Here is a 15783-nt window from a genome sequence, read left to right on the forward strand (position 1 = left end):
TCGGAACGTGCTCTAGTCGTTGTAGTAGAGATTGCCTTCAAAAGCGACGTAACCATCTGCTGCAAAGGGAGCTACTTCGTCAATCCTAAAAAGAGGCATGGCCGGGATGTCGAGCCTGCCAACGCCCTCAACGACCTTCTTTACGGTGTCTGCTAGAAACAGATCGAGGATTTTATCCAGGTCCCGCCCCGAAGGGAAGGCTGGTGGGGCTCCAATTGGGTCGCCAATAATTTCAAACGAATAAAGTTTAATTTTGAAACTTCGCCCCTCACCTTCAAGAGCGATTTCGGTTCGTACGGCCAACGAGACCTCAAAAAGAAGTGGATCATCACCATCTTGTCTTGCATAGCCTTGCACGCGTAGATCCGGGACGAGTAGCTCAACACTTCCCGCACCTGTGTCACGCAAGGTTGGCGCAAGTGGCGCGTAGGTTTTGAAACGAATGGGGGAACTTGGTAGCGCCGCTTCTGGCAAAGGGAGAAGCGCGCTTAGAAAGCCCACGTTCAATTCTTCGCCGCTGATTGGGGGAGCGTCGAGTTCTTGACTGAATATTCCTGCACTCCACGCTGCGTAAAAAGCTGCATTGATTAAGTCCGTGGATAGACCCGCACTGACCTTACCGTTGCGATCCAAGTCCGGTCTTCCCTTTCGGAAGTTAACGATGGTGCCTGGCCCTTGTAGAACAGGATCAAGTGCCCGAAGGCCCACGTTGGCATAGATTTCAATTGCGTTTGCATTGATCGCGATTGAAGCAGGCGTAGCGGTAACACGTCCGCGATAGCCTGAAAGTTCGAAGTCGTAGGCAAGTTCTGTTTGAAGCGCTTTGTCGATGGATAGGTCGGTGTCCTTATGGATTTCACTGCGCATCGTCGCCATCGTTGTCTGTCGAACTTTTTCCTTTATGGCAGAAAGCTGCGCAAAGGAGTTGTACAGATTGCTGTTCATGCTCAGTACGCACTGATTGATATTGGGACAAATTGAGACCTCAGGCGGTGGAAGGTCGATAACAACTTTACCATCCTTGACGTCCGCTCGTGCGTGGAACTCCGTTCGTACAACGGGAATGAATAGGTTGCCGTTATCGGGAGGAATATAGTGAGAGCTGATCGTGAAGTAGGATCGGTAGTTGTAGAGTTGGGCGACAATGTGGAGTTCACCCCGTTTTAGTTCGACGCTTATGTCGGCTACACCGCTGTGTGTTGATTTGTAGCCGTTGACCTCATATAAAATATTGCCGAAGGAGTCGTACACCTTTGCCAGTGGATTTAGGGCATTGATTTTGGCGGTAAAGTCACGAGCAGCTACAAGCTTCTCTGCATAATTGGCGATTTCATTGAGCGCATTTTGCCCGACGGAAAAACCGATTGCATCGGGTATTTCGACGCCGCTTTGGGAATCAAGCTTGTCGCCGACAGCCGCTGCAAGATGTCTGCACATCATGTTGTCTGCACGATCCACTGCGCATATGCGTCTGCGTTGAGCACCGGGCTGTACTCGTTCATCGATTACGAAATGATTGTCTGCGCCTGAAAAAAGCAGATTCTTGCTGCGGTTTCGGATGTAGGTTGGATCCTCAATAAAAATACGCTTGAGGTTGTTGTCGGCAATGTGGCCTTTGACCAAAAAGCGTTCGCCATCGGAGGCCCCGACGCCGTTTTCATAAGGCGCATCAAAGTAGATGACGGGGCGCTCTGGGTCGCAATAGAAATCAACGTTGGCACTTAAATCGGTATCGGGAACCCATACCACGACACTTTGCACGTCGTCGCAACCGTCGAGTTCGACCGTGGTGCTAATCCTGCCGTTGCGAATGGTTTCTTGTTTGCCGTTGACTTCGACGTAGCGGATGTCGGGATCGGTCAGTTTCATCCTTGCCTGGACGGTGACTGTGGTTGTCGGCAAAAACCCAGCTGGCTCAGGCGAAATGATGCGTAGCCATCCACTTGCCGATTTGACCTCAATGTTCGAGGTGTCGCGAGGGTCACGGGCTTGTTGCGGAACGCAGGACAAAGACCCAAGGGTCCATAGAAAAAGGAGCCCGACGAGAAATACACACTTTTTCATGGTGGTTTTTGGTTACCACCACAAATGGCCCTGCGCAAAGAGAATGTATCCTTTTTATGGCGCGTCAAGCTAACGCGTTGCGTCAGGTTCTTGTCTCGCTTTTTGCGTGATTGTATGGTTATTTCGGTGCTTGATGGCGTTTTTTGTGAAATTTATCACTCAATTCTGCTCGAGTAGTTGGCATCTATTCACTACGCTACGAATTTTTTAGGGCACAGCGCGTCAACAACGACAGGCTATAGGAATCAAAAGCATGCAAGGAAAAGCAATTGTAACTGGAGCGAGTGGTTTTATTGGATCGCGTTTGCGCGAGCGACTTTTAAAGGACGGTATAGACGTCCTTGCCATACGGCGTCCAGGCTCGCCGCCAGCGAAGCAAGGCCGTTCGGTCGAAGCGAGTTATGAAGATCTGTCAAAACTTAGGGCTATCGTTAGCGAGGAAAAACCAAACTACTTGTTTCACGTGGCTGGAGCGACCAAGGGCGTGCATTATTCAGATTTCGAACGAGCAAACGTGTTGCCCACCGAGAATCTTGTCGAAGCGTGCAATGCTTCTGGTCATAATCTCGAGCGATTTGTCTTGGTTTCCTCGTTGGCTGCATTTGGGCCTTCTGGACTAAACTGGGAGCATGACGAGAGCAGCGAAGCCAGACCGATCGAGTTTTACGGGCGAAGTAAATTAGCCGCAGAGCGCGTTTTACAAGAAAAGGGAAGTGATCTGCCTTGGACGATTGTGCGCCCGTCTGGTGTGTATGGGCCTGGCGATGTCGATTATTTTCAGCTGTTCAAAGCAGTAGCGCGCCGGGTTAACGTGTTTTTTGGAAATCGCGAACGGCTTTTCTCTGCGGTGTACGTGGATGATTTAATCGATGCACTTGTGCAAGCTGCGGAGAGTCCCAAAAGTGTGGGTAAGGGCTACTTTATCAGCGATGGAAAGCCGGTGACTTGGCAGCATTTTCAAGATGAAATTATTCGAGCAGGTAAGAAGCGAACCCTCACTTTGAATTTGCCGGAAGCACTCGTCTATGTGGCTGCATTTGGCGGCGAGTTCTTGAGTCGCTTCGATGGCAAACCGCGTTTGTTTAACCGTCAAAAAGCAGCCATGGGTGCTCAGGATGCTTGGACTTGCAGTCCTTCAGCTGCGCATCGGGATTTTAATTTCAATCCGAAAATATCTGTCCCTAAAGGTGTGGAGTTGGCCTTCCAATGGTACCAAGACCAAGGCTGGATCTAGAGCCCCTTGGAAAGTGCTCTAAGCTCGTGAGGCATTTCTTCCTTCGCGTTTTGCTTGGTACAGTTTTTCGTCTGCAACCTTGATGAGTTGTTCTGGATCTTGGATATCTTTTGTCCACTCGGCGATACCGAGGCTAATGGTGATATTCAGACGTAGTCCTTCGAAGGCGAAGATTTTTTGTTCAACAAGCTTGCGTAGCTTTTCAGCCAGTTCGAAAGCTCCGCGTTTTTGAACTTCAGGTAATAGAACGCCAAATTCTTCACCGCCCAAGCGGGCTACAATGTCGTCGCGACGGACACGGGACTTAACCATTTGGGCCATTTGTCGAAGTACGGCATCGCCGGCAAGGTGGCCGAAGTTGTCATTGACTTGTTTGAAGTGATCGATGTCGAAAAGAATTAGCGAGAAGGTTCGCTCGTAGCGCCGTGCTCGAGAAATCTCTTTTTCGAGTTCTTCATGAAAGTGGCGTTTGTTGTAAACGTCTGTCAGTCCGTCGATGGTCATCAAACGGTAAATTTCTTCGTGGTACTGACCCTCAACATTGTCGCCACTAATAAACTTAAGAATGGTGCGACCTATTTTAATTTGGTCACCGTCGAGCAGCACTTTTTCGTCGACAAAAGCGTGGTTTACAAAGGTGCCGTTGGTCGAGCCTAGATCACTAACGATGTACTCTCGTCCATTATATGTGACTTGCGCGTGGTTGCGTGAAACGTTGTCTTGGTCCACTTGCACATCACAACGTGATGAGCGTCCAATGACGATGGGTTCTGCACCAAGAGGCACCCTTCTTCCCAAGTCATCGCCATAGATGACGACCAAGCAGGCTTGGCTGCTTGCGCCTCGCCGCTTGGGGGTCGAAGTAATAACTGTGACGACCGTTTTACTTGGGTTGGTCGTGCGTTCGGTACTCACACCTTAAGTGTAGCCTCATATTTGGCTTGTCGGCAAAACTAAGGTGAGTTTTATGTCGCTTATGGACCCACTTGGGCAAAAACAGAGGGCTAATTTCGCACCAAGGGGCATTCCAAGAGGTGCGTCTGACTAGGGGAATGTGCGTCTAGGCTGAGCCCTTTGCCGTATGCCTCGTAGCCGGGCCTGCCAAGCAAGCCTGAGGTCAGTTGTTTGCTTGCTTCGACGCCTGGCTGATCAAAGGCGTTGATGCGATACAATTCGCCGGCCAAAGCGGTGGCTGCTTCGTGTAAAAAGAAAAGGGCACCCAGGCTTCGCTCATTGACGGCAGATAGCTTGATGCACAGTGAAGGCCTGCCTTGTCGATGGAGCGCTGTGCGCGTGGCAAGGCACTCGGCACGAAGCACGGCTTGCAGGCTGTGCTTCGCAAGGTATGCCAGATCTCCAGAGCTTTCGGGAATCTTCAGATCCTTTTGAGCGTTCAGCACTTCGATGAAGCTATAAAACTTATCATCAGGACCTTCTGAGAAAAGCTGAAGCTGGGCGTGCTGATCGGTCGCGCCAATGGCTGGAAGCTGGGTGGGCCCAACGTGGACTTCTTTTCCAGACAAGTCGAGCCGCTTGCCTAGGCTTTCGGCCCAAAGCTGCACGAACCAGCCTGCGTAAGGACGCAGCGCATCGGCGTAGGGCATAAGTACATGCACATGCCGACCATGCATCTGGTGGTGCAGGTAATTGAGAATTGCTAGTAGTCCTGCTGGGTTCTCTTTAAGCGAGGTGGCCGCGCATGCTTTTTTCATTTCGCGTGCGCCCGCTTGAACTTCCGCAATGTTGATGCCGCTCATAGCTGCTGGAAAAAGGCCTACGGCGCTTAATACAGAAAATCGTCCTCCAACATTGGATGGAACTGCAAGTGTTTGGATCCCTTCTTCCTGAGCTTTTTCACGAAGCTTTCCGTCCTTAGGGTCGGTGATGAGAACAAGATGCTTTTTGGCAGTCTGCTTGCCCAGCGTACTCGCTAGCCACTGCTCGACAATAAGGAGTTGCGACATGGTTTCAACGGTGCCGCCGGATTTAGAAATCGGGACGACCAAGGTCTTGCTGGCTTCGATACGTTCGAGCAACTGCTGCAAATACCAAGGATCGCTGTTGTCGACGAAATAGACCCGAGGCGTGTTTTGCTTTGCATCGGCTGGAATCTCAAGTGAGCCGCTGAGCGCGTGGCATAGACTTTTGCCTCCGAGCGACGAGCCTCCGATGCCCAGAACAAGGAGATGTCTAATCTCTTTTGGGAGCGCTTTCTTTAGCTCGGAAATCGATGCAAGCAGACTTTCATCATCGGGCAAATTCCAAAAACCTAGTTCGCCGCTTTGTACGCGTCTCAGGGTATTGGTTAACGCATTTTGAAAAGAGGATTCATGCTTGATCAGCTGTGCGTCATCGATGGCTTTTGAGCCACTTCCAACCGCAAATGAATAGTCCAAGGACAGGATATGTTGTGAAGTCATAGGGCGCTAGCTAGCGCCAGTTGAACAAAATCACAACTGGCGAATGAAAATGGCCCGTTTCAAGCGTTTTTTTTGCTTAGTGCGTGCCGTGGATGGCTTTTTAGCACCCTACTATGACTGATGCTTTGCTCAGTTATGATGGCGTTGAATTTGGCCTTATGGTGCTGCACTCTACAGTTTTTGGCTCCATGGGCGGGAGTAGGGTTAGCATCGTTCGGTGGTTTATCGTTGTTTTAGTCTTCATCGCGTGCTTTTTTTTGCTCGGCTCGTGCTGCTTTTGTTTAGTGGCTCAAGTTTGGCTGTAGCCAGTCCGGAGGTTGTGCGTTCGGAACATGGCATGCAGATGCAAGTCGATCTCAACAACGTTGATGTCGAACCTTCGGCTTTTTTGTACGAAGAGCATGCTGTGGTTGTGCCAAAGCAAGACCGCGCGTTGGTGCTAAGTTTGCATCCGGGTTTGCAACAGCATTTGAGTGCGCTTTTAGAGCGGAACGAAGTTCCCGCAGCAGGCGTGGTGGTGATGGAAGCAAAAACCGGACGTGTGCTGGCCTATGTAAGTCATCAAAGCGATGCAAAGCAAAGCAATGTCGAGCGTGCGCAGTCCGTCGATTGGGCACGTGAAGCCAAAGCGCCAGCTGCATCGGTCTTTAAGATCGTAACAGCGGCAGCCTTGCTCGACTCGGGTATCACGGCCTCAAAAAAGACATGTTACAGCGGAGGACGTAGCAGTCTTGTGGCTTCAAACCTGCTTGATAATCCTGCACACGACACCTCCTGTGCGAGTTTTGCGCAAGCTCTGGGCTATTCCATCAACAGTGTGTTTGCCAAGCTCGCGGTGCAGAACTTAAAGCCTCAAACCCTAGAGCGTTATGCTTCGGCCTTTGGTTTCGGCCATGCCTTGCCTTTTGATTTGCCAACATCGATTAGCGCGGTGGACATTCCACAAGATGATCTTGAGTTTGCGCGCATGGCAGCAGGTTTCCGTCATTCGACGCTTTCTCCGCTGCACGGAGCGCTGCTTGCTTCAACTATCGCCAATCAAGGCGTTATGCCGCGCCCTTACATGATTCAAAGTGTACGTTACCCTTGTGGCGAAATTGAAGTTGCTCATGACTCTAGTCCTTTTCGTTCGGTGATTCCTTCGTCAACTGCTCGAGTGCTTGGCTCGATGATGGAGCGCACCGTAAGTTCTGGAACATCGTACAAGAGTTTTCATGACAAAGATGGTAAGGCCTATCTTCCAGGTGTTTCGGTGGCAGCCAAGACCGGTTCGCTAAGCGACTCCAATCCTTTTCGAGCTTATTCCTGGTGGGTAGGGTATGCCCCTGCCCAGAATCCCAAGTTTGCGGTTGGCGTCTTGGTGGTGAACCATCCGAGCTGGCGGATCAAAGCGCCTTACGTTGCCAAAGAAGCGCTTCGCTACGGTCTCTATGAAATGAAAAGCCAAAAGGCTACTCCGTCTCAAGAACGAGCTTGCCGTCAGGGCAGTCACGATTCTTTTTCAGGATAGAGACTCGTTGCGGGGACAGGGACTGTACATGCGACCGTAACTGTAACTGTGACCGGGTCTGTGTCAGTGACCGTGACAGCCACCGTCCCAGTCACTGACACGGACACGGCTACAGTCACTGGGGTCACAAGGTATCGGCGCTCTGGGGTTTGGGGAGCATGGATGGCGTGTTTCGTGTAGGTTTGCGTGGGTCCGTGTGGCACCTGCGATCGTGTGCAGCTGAGCTCGCTAGGGTGAGTTCTTTGATTTGTTTTGCAAGCGAAAACTATTAGGTTGTGATTTCAATGATTTGAAGCTTGTCTTGTGGAGTGGCGATGAAGCACTTGCTTGGGGGCAAAAAAGAGGGATAGTGCGGCACTGTTTGGTACGGTTTTTGCTTATTTCTTAGCTTACTATGTTGTTGACCTACTTTTTTGTCTCAAAGCTTCCTAAGTTGCTGCGCTTTAAACTGCTTAGTGTGCTTGTGGTTGGAGCTTTACTTTGCTCCCTTCCGGGCTGCTCCGCGCTTGCGGGCGATGATGTGGCTGCTTCCGATGCCGAAGCCATGATGGCCATCGAGCAAGACTTATTTTCGCTTTCTGAACACGAAGCTTTAGAGCGAGTTGTGCGCGCTTCGTATCGCCTGGGTTGGTTTCATCCCTTGTCAAAATATCCTAGCGAAGATGCTGCTGTGGCTGCTGAGGCCGAGACTTTTTTCAACAAAGTGGATAGCTCAAACGAACGCTTAAGCATCACAGACTGGCTCACGACAAGCCGTCGCGATGAAGTTGAGCGCTGGACGATTGCAAAAGCAAGATTCGATAAGCAGCCGTCGTATATTCAGTCGAACATTCTAGGCATCATGTCCGGTGAAGTACTTACGGGCGACCTTGTAGCCGAAAACGATTTTGCGACCTGTCCGATTATTGTAGGCATACAGCAATGGTTACATAGCGCGGAGTTGATGCCTGAGAAAATTCGCGACGGTATTAGTGCGCTGCTTCCTTACTGTTCCTCTGCGGATGCCGTGCCAGCTAAAAATACCACACTAGCAAAACCGTCAGAACAGATCGAAATCGTTCTCGGAATCGTGGGCATAGTCATGTTAGCCGCGTTGTTGATATTTAGTGTTGCACTCTTAATTTCCCCGAATCGAGAGCAGATGATTCAGGATGCTTCGGCGGCCATATCGCAGATTTGGTACAACGTGACGCATCCTGCCCAAGTGACGCAAACTGCTATTACACAACCCACTCAGGTTGAAGCCAGTTTCGCAACGGTGACACGAGACGGTGACACGATCACCGTAACTGGGGAAATCTGTGATGCCCAAACGGGCAGCTGTGAAACGATCGTGATCGAACTTCCGGTCGAAGAGCTCGGCGAAGCAGCAGAAAAGATTGCAAATATCATTAAACGTATCTTGGAGCTTGTTGAGCAGTGGGTTCGTGGCAATGTTGGATCCGTTGGCGGCCTGGATCCCAACGATGTAACGACCGGGGATTGGAACGCTCGCCGTGTCTTGATTGATCAGCTCATTAGTCTATTAGGTGTCTACCTCGATGCGATCTATAGTGAGGTGGAAGATCCGTCCTGGATATGCGAACTCGTTGCCGCGCTTTTGCAAGAAGTGCAGGCAGCGCGTGAAGCTTTCCTTCAGGCAAGAGATGCACTCTATGGGCAATATCCGCCGTATAGCGTTGAGCGACAATTATAGAGCATCATATGAATACGACTCGTGGCAATTTGGCTTGCTTGATCTTCTCTATGGCCTGGAGTGTGGTAACCCAGCCTTGCCACGCACCTAGCGACAGGCGCTTTCGGCTGTGTTATCACTTCGCGCAGAGGTGATATGCGGCGAATTTATCCAGCTACGTTAGTAATGTTGCTTGCGGCAGCGGCAGGCTTTGTGTTTGCGGCTTTCTCAACGCACGACTTTATTAATCATCTAGACCGGCAAGTGCACAGTTTGCATTGCTCTTTTATTCCCGGGCTTGCCGCGGCCGATGCCACTGGCAGTTCGGGCTGTCATGTGACCATGATGAGCCCTTACTCGTCTTTTCTAAGAAGTACGGTCTGGGGTGGGGTGCCAGTATCCTTGCCGGCCATGGCCGTCTTTGCCTTTTTGTTTTTCTGGGCACTTAAGTTGTGGTTCGGCGGGCAGCAACGTGATCAGGGACGCACGGGCTTTTTGTTTTTGGCGACCTTGCTTCCTTTCCTAACTTCGGTGGTCATGGGCATTATTTCCTTTGCCACTCTTGGTGCGGCCTGCAAACTCTGCATCGGGATTTATGCTTCGAGCATAGTGTGTACGGTTGCTGCTTGGCTTTTATGGAAGGGTGCGGCTGGATCTCCGGCAGACGGCCGCATGGCTGCTGTATCTCATGAAACAGAGTTGGGTAATGATCCTCCCTTTCCTGGCAGCGAGCCTACACGGCCGTTTGTCAGAAGCGTGCCTTCTGATTTTTCTTTTGGGCAAAGCTTCTTTTCCTTTTTACTCGGCGTGGCTTTTGTGGGGGTAGCCGTTGCGGCTTATTTGGCAGCGCTGCCCGATTATTCACAGTACACACAGGGTTGCGGCGAACTTAGCAAAGGGGAAGACATTTATGACGTGATGGTGCCACTCGGCTCGCAGCTTGGTGTTGAGACGATTGAAGTCGTTGACCCTTTGTGCCCCGCTTGTTCAGCTTTTGAGCAGAGGCTTGAAGCTTCCGGTCTTAGTGAGAAGCTTTCACGTAAGGCTTTGCTTTTCCCGCTTGATTCAACATGCAACTGGATGGTCGGCGAAGCAGTGCATCCTGGTGCTTGCATCATCAGTGAAGCGGTGATGTGTGCTGATGAACAGGCCGATACGGTGCTTGCCTGGGCTTTTGAGCATCAAAGTGAGATTCGAGAGCTCAGTGCTAACAATCCCAAGGCAGCGGAACGTGCGGTGCTTGCAGCCTTTCCTAGGCTAAAGCGTTGCATTGGATCACCCAAAGTAAAAGCAAAGCTTAATAAATCGCTAAGGTGGGTGGTTAACAACCATTTGCCAGTGCTTACGCCGCAGCTTTATGTTGGAGGCAAAAAGCTGTGCGACGAAGATATTGATTTGGGACTTAGCTATACCTTAAGTCGTATGCTCGATAAGCAGCAGAAAGGAGCTTTCTAATGACCAAAGCGATGCAATGGATAGCTGCCTTAGTCTGTTTACTGCTACCTGCAGTGCTTGCACATAGCTGGGTGAGCGCGGCAGAAACGCGTTTGGTGCAGCTTGAACAGGAGCACGAAGAGGCCGAAGTAGCAGTGGCCGCTGCGGCTGATGAAGAATACTGCACAGCAGATTTAAAGCGCATTTTGCGGCGAGTTTTGCAAAGCTGTGGTTTGCTGAGCAGTGGGCAAGTGCGAGGTTGTCAGCCACTTGAGGCTAAAAACGTGGCAACAATGAGCGGTGAAGACTTTAACGCTTTGTTTTTGCCCATGGGCGAGCGCGCTGGCATTGTGCAATTTGATCGCGACTCTTCTGGGCTTGATCAGTTTGATGCGACCTTAATCGATAAAGTTTTTGCTGACCAACGTGGAGCAAGTTACTTTTTTATAGTGGCGCGTGCTTCCCCAGAAGGTGCTGTCGAGCACAATCGTGAACTCTCACGCGCTCGGGCCGAAGCAGTCATGAATCACTTGAAGGCTACGTTCAATGATCCGGATTTGGATCGCGAAGTCGGTTTGCTCTGGCTCGGTGAAGAGTTTGCTCAGCTTGAGCAAGTGTTTTGCAGCTGGAATCGCAGTGGCGCTCAGGAAGGGTGTCAGCCCGAAGAACTTAATCGGAGTGCCTTTATTACATGGATAGATTGTCGCTTATGAAATTGTCGAGCTTGGTGCTTGTCTTTAGCTTTCTCGCTATCGGCTCTTGCAGCAAAGGTGAAGAAAAAGTAGCGGAGCCGCTTCGCCGGCGTGTCGATTCAATCAAAGCGCCAGAAAAGAAAATCTCGCTGGATGCCTTTTGTGATGTGCGCGCTGAGCTATCCAAAGCCCCAGAGTTTCACTTGCCTGAACTTGCAAGTGAGCCCAGCTCTACGCCCAAGGGCTGGCGCTGGATTAACGTGTGGGCCACCTGGTGCAAACCATGCATTGAAGAGATGCCGCGCCTAGCAGCATGGAAAGCACGACTTGAAAAGACAAAACACCAGTAAGTATGGAGTTTATGTCTGTTGATAACAGCGCCGAGGTTGTCGATAAATTCCGTAAGGCGCATCCAAAGATTCCAAACGGCGTACGCATAAAAGAGTTTGGCCTGCTCGAAGGCTGGTTCAAGAGCATTGGCCTTGATGCAGGGGCCACAATCCCGATTCATGTCTTTGCTAATCCCCAAGGCAAAGTCCGGTGTGTTCGCACTGGAGCAGTTGACGAGCCTGACTACGACATAGTCAAAGCCCTAATCAAAGCAGGATAATTCTCCGATCCAGGATCCCGCGATATTACCGTAGAGAATTCAACAACTTAGAGGCTGCAGCGCGATAAATGGGTTTTAGACTCAAAAATATGCCTAAGAAGTGGTCTCGTTTATGGATGCCCACCTTCCAGTTCATGTCTTCGCCAATCCCGAGGGCACAGTACGATGTGCGGGCACGGGAGCCGTCGATGAACCGGACTACGATCCCGTCAAGATTTTAATCACGACGGGATACATCGCTTTTTCCATTCCTTAGAAAACGTCAGTGGGGACGTCTTGCAGACATTTGAAGGTGGTTTCAACCAAGAAGTTGGAACCGCAGGTATGACGTTCGGCATGGAAAAGCTCCAAGGGGTATACCTCTCCGTCTACCAATGCCAATGAGGCTTGGAGATCATCGAGATTAACAGATTCGTCTTGAGGATTATGTGGACCACCAAGATCGATCACTAACTTGTCGTTCATGAACACCCACAAGTCATCATCGCCTCTGAATCGGAAGGTTTGGCCTGTGCCCTCGAGATACTGAAAAGTGATGTGCATCTCAGTCGTGAAATGGTATTGTGGTTTTCAAATCCTGGCTCTTCGGTACACGGATCGGTGAGTAAATTCTCAGGGTAAAAACCGTACGTTCCCGCTACCTCATCCAATGGGAAAAACCGGTTGCTTTCATAGCGCCAAGTGCCATCGGATTGTTTTTCAAAAGTGAGGCTAAGCTCAAAGCGTTTATTTTGTCCTTGCTCATTGCCTGGAACGTCACGATACCATTTATCGAAGAGGGCCTTGCTGTGTGTGGTGTCACTTGATTGTCCGTCTAGCGCATAGACCGGTTTGCGGTCCGTTGTATTGAGTTGCTCTTCAACGATACCTTTTTCATCAGGCCAGCTTACATATTCAAAATCTGGATGGCCCAATGTGGCACTCTCATCAACGGAGCGGAAGTCTCGGACAATTACGGGCACAATCCCATCACAGGTGTCTGCACCATTTAGAGAGCCATCGCCAACAGTTGTCCCGCCGTTGCTTGAGTCAGCCCCCGCGTCATCCGCTGAATTGTTATTGGAACCATTGCTGTCCGAGCTGGAAAAGATATCGCAGCCCAGAAGCAAAAAGAAAACAACAACGTTAATCTTACATAATCAAATCCATAACTGCCCGCCTCGCCCTCAACACATGAATTGTTTTAATTGTACCAGAGCGAGACAGTAGGCGCTAAGTTCAGATGGAAAATAATCCTATTTTCCGTTGATTGCTTTCGATCCGCTCCAACTTACTATCATAACGATACAAGATCGGTGTGTTGACAGAAAAATTCTTACACTCGCTTACTCCGATCCACATGTCTGCAATGAGACTTGCTTTATGACCGGTTTTGCCGGAGTTTGTTTTGGATTCGACTAAAGGTGAAAATAATTAAAGAACTTATTATAAACGCAGGGGCCAGTTCATAGAGGTCAAAGATACCGCCTTTCAAGGGGCGCCAGATGAAGACCGTGGCGGCGCCGCTGAGGATGCCGGCTAGGGCCGCAGCGCGAGTAGTACGTTTGTCGAGTAAGGAAAAAAGCATAAGTGGGCCGAAGGCTGCGCCAAAGCCGGCCCAGGCGTAAGCGACTAGATCAAGTACGCGGTTTTTGGGATTCCACGCAAGTACAAGGGCTAGGCACGCGACAGCAATTACAGCGGCTCGACTTAGCCAAATTAGTTCCTTTTGACTTGCATTCTTGTGAAGGAAAGCGCGGTAGATGTCCTCGGTTAGGGCGCTAGCACAAACGAGGAGTTGAGAGTCGACGGTGCTCATCACCGCTGCAAGGATAGCGGCTAGCAAAAGACCGGCCATCCAGGGATTAAAGAGAATTTGAGTTAATGCAATAAAGACTTTTTCGGGTTGCTCCAGGGGTGCATCGGCAAAGTAAATGCGACCGAAGAGGCCCGTGCAGATGGCGCCGCAGAGCGATAGCACCATCCACGACATCGCAATGTTGCGTGCAACGGGCATGCGCTTTAGGTCACGCAGAGACATGAAGCGCACCAGAATGTGGGGTTGGCCGAAGTAGCCCAGCCCCCAGGCAAGTAATGATGCTACGGTGATCCATCCGGTTGCTTGGGTTTTGTCCGATGAAAAAGTAACTATCTGGCGAAGATCAATGTGTGACAATAAAAACACGGGGGTTGCGATCAAGGCAAAAAGCATAAGTAGGCCCTGAAAAAAATCAGTCCAGCTTACGGCATTGAAGCCACCCAGGAAGGTGTAACTGACGATGACAGCAGCGCCGATGAGCAAGGCCATATGGTAGGAGAGACCAAAACTTTCCTCGAACAAGATGGCTCCACTGACCAGACCTGAAGCGGTGTAGATTCCATAGAAGGCGAGAATAATCGCGGCTGAACTACTGCGAATCAGACGGCTTTTGTCAGCGAAGTGATTTTCGAAAAAATCGGGGATGGTGAGTGCGTCTCCCTGGGCCTGGCTTTGTGCTCGAAGTCGAGGTGCTACAAATTGCCAGTTGAGATAAGCTCCGATAGTTAGGCCTACTGCCATGTAGATATTGACCCAACCACCGGCATACAAAGCTCCGGGAAGCCCCAGTAATAGCCATCCGCTCATATCGGATGCCCCAGCGCTGAGCGCTGCTACCGGGGAACTGAGTTTTCGACCTCCAAGAATGTAATCGGAGAGTTCGCCGGTGCCTTTGAAAAACTTGGCGCCAATAAACACCATGGCGAGAATGTAAAGCGCGAAGGTGACAAGCGTTGGGATCGGCATCGTTACTAAAAGCTACGGACAATCACACCGGCGATACCGATGGGGCAAACCCATTTGACATAACTTGGCCAGATTTTCCAAAACAAGCCGTGCTCCAAATGAGGAATGGCAATGCGGAGTTCTTCAAGAAGTTTGGCACGCTTCCAGATCCAGCCAAGAAAAATGCAATAGACGAGGCTCAGAAGGGGCTGACCGTATTCGGTGGTGATTGTGACGACCCACGAAAAAAGTAGATCGAAGTTTAAGGCGATGATTGTCGTGACAATGGCGATAATTATTCCCAAGAAAACGGTTATCCGAATGCGGTTGGCTTGAAAGGTTTCAATGCATACTGACACCGGAACTTCGAACATGGATATGGCGGAGGTTAGCGCTGCCATGGACATCAGCGTGAAAAAAGAAAAAGAGACGACGGGGCCTACGCTGCCCATGTTGTCAAACAACGCTGGCAGGACCTTTAGGATTAATGCAGGACCGGCAATCAGTTTGCCTTCTGCATCCATAATAGTAATACCATGTTCTTGGGCAGCATACATGGCAGGGATCACCAACAGACCAGCCAAAAATGCCAGGCCAACATCGAGCAAGGTGACCCACACAGCGAGTCGCGGGAGGTTTTCTTTTTTACTCAGATAGGAGCCGTAGACCATCATGGTGCCCACTCCTAAGGACAGGGAGAAAAACGCCTGTCCCATGGCATCGAGCAAAAGCGATGGACTAAGCACCTTGGAGAAATCTGGGAATAGATAATGTTTGAGGCCTGTGGTCGCGCCAGGTTGACCGAGTACGTAAAATACTAGGGCAAACAAGATGGCAATCATGGCTGGCATGAGGCGTTTGGACCAGCGCTCAATGCCTTTGGTGACGCCGCCAGCGATGATCCAAAAACAAAGAAGAAGAAAAAGCAGGGCAAACATTGCATCGCTCAAATCACTGCGGCCCATGAGTGCATCACTGCGAAGGTCAACGTTCCAAAATGCGAAAAGGGAACCACGGTCTCGCGAAGCATCCATCCGGCGACGATCGAGTAGAAACATAGAATCAAACTGCCACAGACAGTGCCAGCGATGCCCGTGATGAAGGCAATTCGTGTTGTTTTTGGCCCAATAGCGATCGTCTGAAGGGCGGTGACCGGATTGGCTTGAGCGTGCCGTCCGATAGTGAGCTCTGCCATCAGGACTGGATAGGCTAAACAAAAGGCCAGGCCTAAATAGACAAACACAAAGATAGCACCGCCATTTTCGGCTGTATTTGTAGGAAAGGCCCAGATATTGCCAAGCCCGACGGCAGAACCTGCCGCGGCCATGATGAATCCAAGCTTTGAGGAGAATTCGCCTCGAGCAATCATAAAATCAGGGTTTACTACAGGCACGCCTTTGG

14 protein-coding genes and 1 pseudogene are annotated in these 15783 nt (G+C 50.5%); 8 read left to right on the forward strand and 7 right to left on the reverse strand.

What is annotated here, in order from left to right; translation table 11 throughout:
* Positions 1-12: 12 nt before the first annotated feature.
* The gene (locus IPJ88_08700; GenBank protein ID QQR91765.1) at positions 13-2064 is read right to left on the reverse strand and encodes a hypothetical protein; all 2052 of its coding nucleotides are present in this window, start codon (positions 2062-2064) and stop codon (positions 13-15) included.
* A 253-nt stretch (positions 2065-2317) separates the two neighbouring features.
* Here IPJ88_08700 and IPJ88_08705 point away from each other — a divergent pair, with 253 nt between their 5' ends.
* The gene (locus tag IPJ88_08705) at positions 2318-3298 is read left to right on the forward strand and encodes an NAD-dependent epimerase/dehydratase family protein (GenBank protein ID QQR91766.1); all 981 of its coding nucleotides are present in this window, start codon (positions 2318-2320) and stop codon (positions 3296-3298) included.
* A gap of 18 nt (positions 3299-3316) precedes the next feature.
* On the opposite strand, the gene IPJ88_08710 is transcribed toward IPJ88_08705, so the two are convergent.
* Positions 3317-4213, reverse strand: coding sequence for a GGDEF domain-containing protein (locus IPJ88_08710; GenBank protein QQR91767.1), 897 nt, complete (start codon positions 4211-4213; stop codon positions 3317-3319).
* 89 nt (positions 4214-4302) lie between these two features.
* The gene (locus tag IPJ88_08715) at positions 4303-5718 is read right to left on the reverse strand and encodes a glucose-6-phosphate isomerase (protein QQR91768.1); all 1416 of its coding nucleotides are present in this window, start codon (positions 5716-5718) and stop codon (positions 4303-4305) included.
* 217 nt (positions 5719-5935) lie between these two features.
* Here IPJ88_08715 and IPJ88_08720 point away from each other — a divergent pair, with 217 nt between their 5' ends.
* The 7 genes from IPJ88_08720 to IPJ88_08750 all read left to right on the forward strand — a co-directional run bounded on the left by IPJ88_08720 (position 5936) and on the right by IPJ88_08750 (position 11895).
* Entirely contained in the window at positions 5936-7228 is a 1293-nt protein-coding gene (locus IPJ88_08720) for a penicillin-binding protein (GenBank protein ID QQR91769.1), read from the forward strand.
* A 394-nt stretch (positions 7229-7622) separates the two neighbouring features.
* Positions 7623-8924, forward strand: a complete 1302-nt coding sequence (locus IPJ88_08725; protein ID QQR91770.1) for a hypothetical protein — start codon at positions 7623-7625, stop codon at positions 8922-8924.
* Positions 8925-9089: 165 nt separating this feature from the next.
* Entirely contained in the window at positions 9090-10358 is a 1269-nt protein-coding gene (locus tag IPJ88_08730) for a hypothetical protein (GenBank protein QQR91771.1), read from the forward strand.
* Positions 10358-11050 (forward strand): hypothetical protein, encoded by a 693-nt coding sequence (locus tag IPJ88_08735; protein QQR91772.1) that lies wholly within the window; start codon positions 10358-10360, stop codon positions 11048-11050. Before IPJ88_08730 ends, IPJ88_08735 begins: the two co-directional genes overlap by 1 nt.
* On the forward strand, positions 11047-11379 hold the full coding sequence (locus IPJ88_08740) for a hypothetical protein (GenBank protein QQR91773.1): 333 nt from the start codon (positions 11047-11049) through the stop codon (positions 11377-11379). Before IPJ88_08735 ends, IPJ88_08740 begins: the two co-directional genes overlap by 4 nt.
* A gap of 11 nt (positions 11380-11390) precedes the next feature.
* Positions 11391-11639 carry a hypothetical protein gene (locus IPJ88_08745; protein QQR91774.1) on the forward strand — a complete coding sequence of 83 codons (249 nt, stop codon included), beginning with the start codon at positions 11391-11393 and terminating at the stop codon, positions 11637-11639.
* A 112-nt stretch (positions 11640-11751) separates the two neighbouring features.
* The gene (locus IPJ88_08750; GenBank protein ID QQR91775.1) at positions 11752-11895 is read left to right on the forward strand and encodes a hypothetical protein; all 144 of its coding nucleotides are present in this window, start codon (positions 11752-11754) and stop codon (positions 11893-11895) included.
* Here IPJ88_08750 and IPJ88_08755 read toward each other — a convergent pair.
* The 4 genes and pseudogenes from IPJ88_08755 to IPJ88_08770 all read right to left on the reverse strand — a co-directional run bounded on the left by IPJ88_08755 (position 11892) and on the right by IPJ88_08770 (position 15751).
* Positions 11892-12182, reverse strand: a complete 291-nt coding sequence (locus IPJ88_08755) for a fibro-slime domain-containing protein (protein ID QQR91776.1) — start codon at positions 12180-12182, stop codon at positions 11892-11894. The genes IPJ88_08750 and IPJ88_08755 overlap by 4 nt on opposite strands.
* Positions 12101-12748, reverse strand: coding sequence for a hypothetical protein (locus IPJ88_08760; protein ID QQR91777.1), 648 nt, complete (start codon positions 12746-12748; stop codon positions 12101-12103). The genes IPJ88_08755 and IPJ88_08760 overlap by 82 nt, the downstream gene beginning before the upstream one ends.
* A 251-nt stretch (positions 12749-12999) precedes the next feature.
* Positions 13000-14403 (reverse strand): sodium/proline symporter PutP, encoded by a 1404-nt coding sequence (gene putP / locus IPJ88_08765; GenBank protein ID QQR91778.1) that lies wholly within the window; start codon positions 14401-14403, stop codon positions 13000-13002.
* Positions 14404-14408: 5 nt separating this feature from the next.
* A pseudogene (locus IPJ88_08770) lies at positions 14409-15751 on the reverse strand (sodium-dependent transporter).
* Positions 15752-15783 lie beyond the last annotated feature (32 nt).

Source organism: Myxococcales bacterium, from assembly GCA_016699535.1.
Lineage (GTDB): Bacteria > Myxococcota_A > Polyangia > Polyangiales.

Excerpts from the sequence above, each read along its gene's own strand:
- IPJ88_08700 (QQR91765.1), bottom strand. The coding sequence starts at position 2,064 with ATGAAAAAGTGTGTATTTCTCGTCGGGCTCCTTTTTCTATGGACCCTT.
- IPJ88_08705 (QQR91766.1), top strand. The coding sequence starts at position 2,318 with ATGCAAGGAAAAGCAATTGTAACTGGAGCGAGTGGTTTTATTGGATCG.
- IPJ88_08715 (QQR91768.1), bottom strand. The coding sequence starts at position 5,718 with ATGACTTCACAACATATCCTGTCCTTGGACTATTCATTTGCGGTTGGA.
- IPJ88_08725 (QQR91770.1), top strand. The coding sequence starts at position 7,623 with ATGTTGTTGACCTACTTTTTTGTCTCAAAGCTTCCTAAGTTGCTGCGC.
- IPJ88_08730 (QQR91771.1), top strand. The coding sequence starts at position 9,090 with ATGTTGCTTGCGGCAGCGGCAGGCTTTGTGTTTGCGGCTTTCTCAACG.
- IPJ88_08735 (QQR91772.1), top strand. The coding sequence starts at position 10,358 with ATGACCAAAGCGATGCAATGGATAGCTGCCTTAGTCTGTTTACTGCTA.
- IPJ88_08740 (QQR91773.1), top strand. The coding sequence starts at position 11,047 with ATGAAATTGTCGAGCTTGGTGCTTGTCTTTAGCTTTCTCGCTATCGGC.
- IPJ88_08745 (QQR91774.1), top strand. The coding sequence starts at position 11,391 with ATGTCTGTTGATAACAGCGCCGAGGTTGTCGATAAATTCCGTAAGGCG.
- IPJ88_08750 (QQR91775.1), top strand. The coding sequence starts at position 11,752 with ATGGATGCCCACCTTCCAGTTCATGTCTTCGCCAATCCCGAGGGCACA.
- IPJ88_08755 (QQR91776.1), bottom strand. The coding sequence starts at position 12,182 with ATGCACATCACTTTTCAGTATCTCGAGGGCACAGGCCAAACCTTCCGA.
- putP (QQR91778.1), bottom strand. The coding sequence starts at position 14,403 with ATGCCGATCCCAACGCTTGTCACCTTCGCGCTTTACATTCTCGCCATG.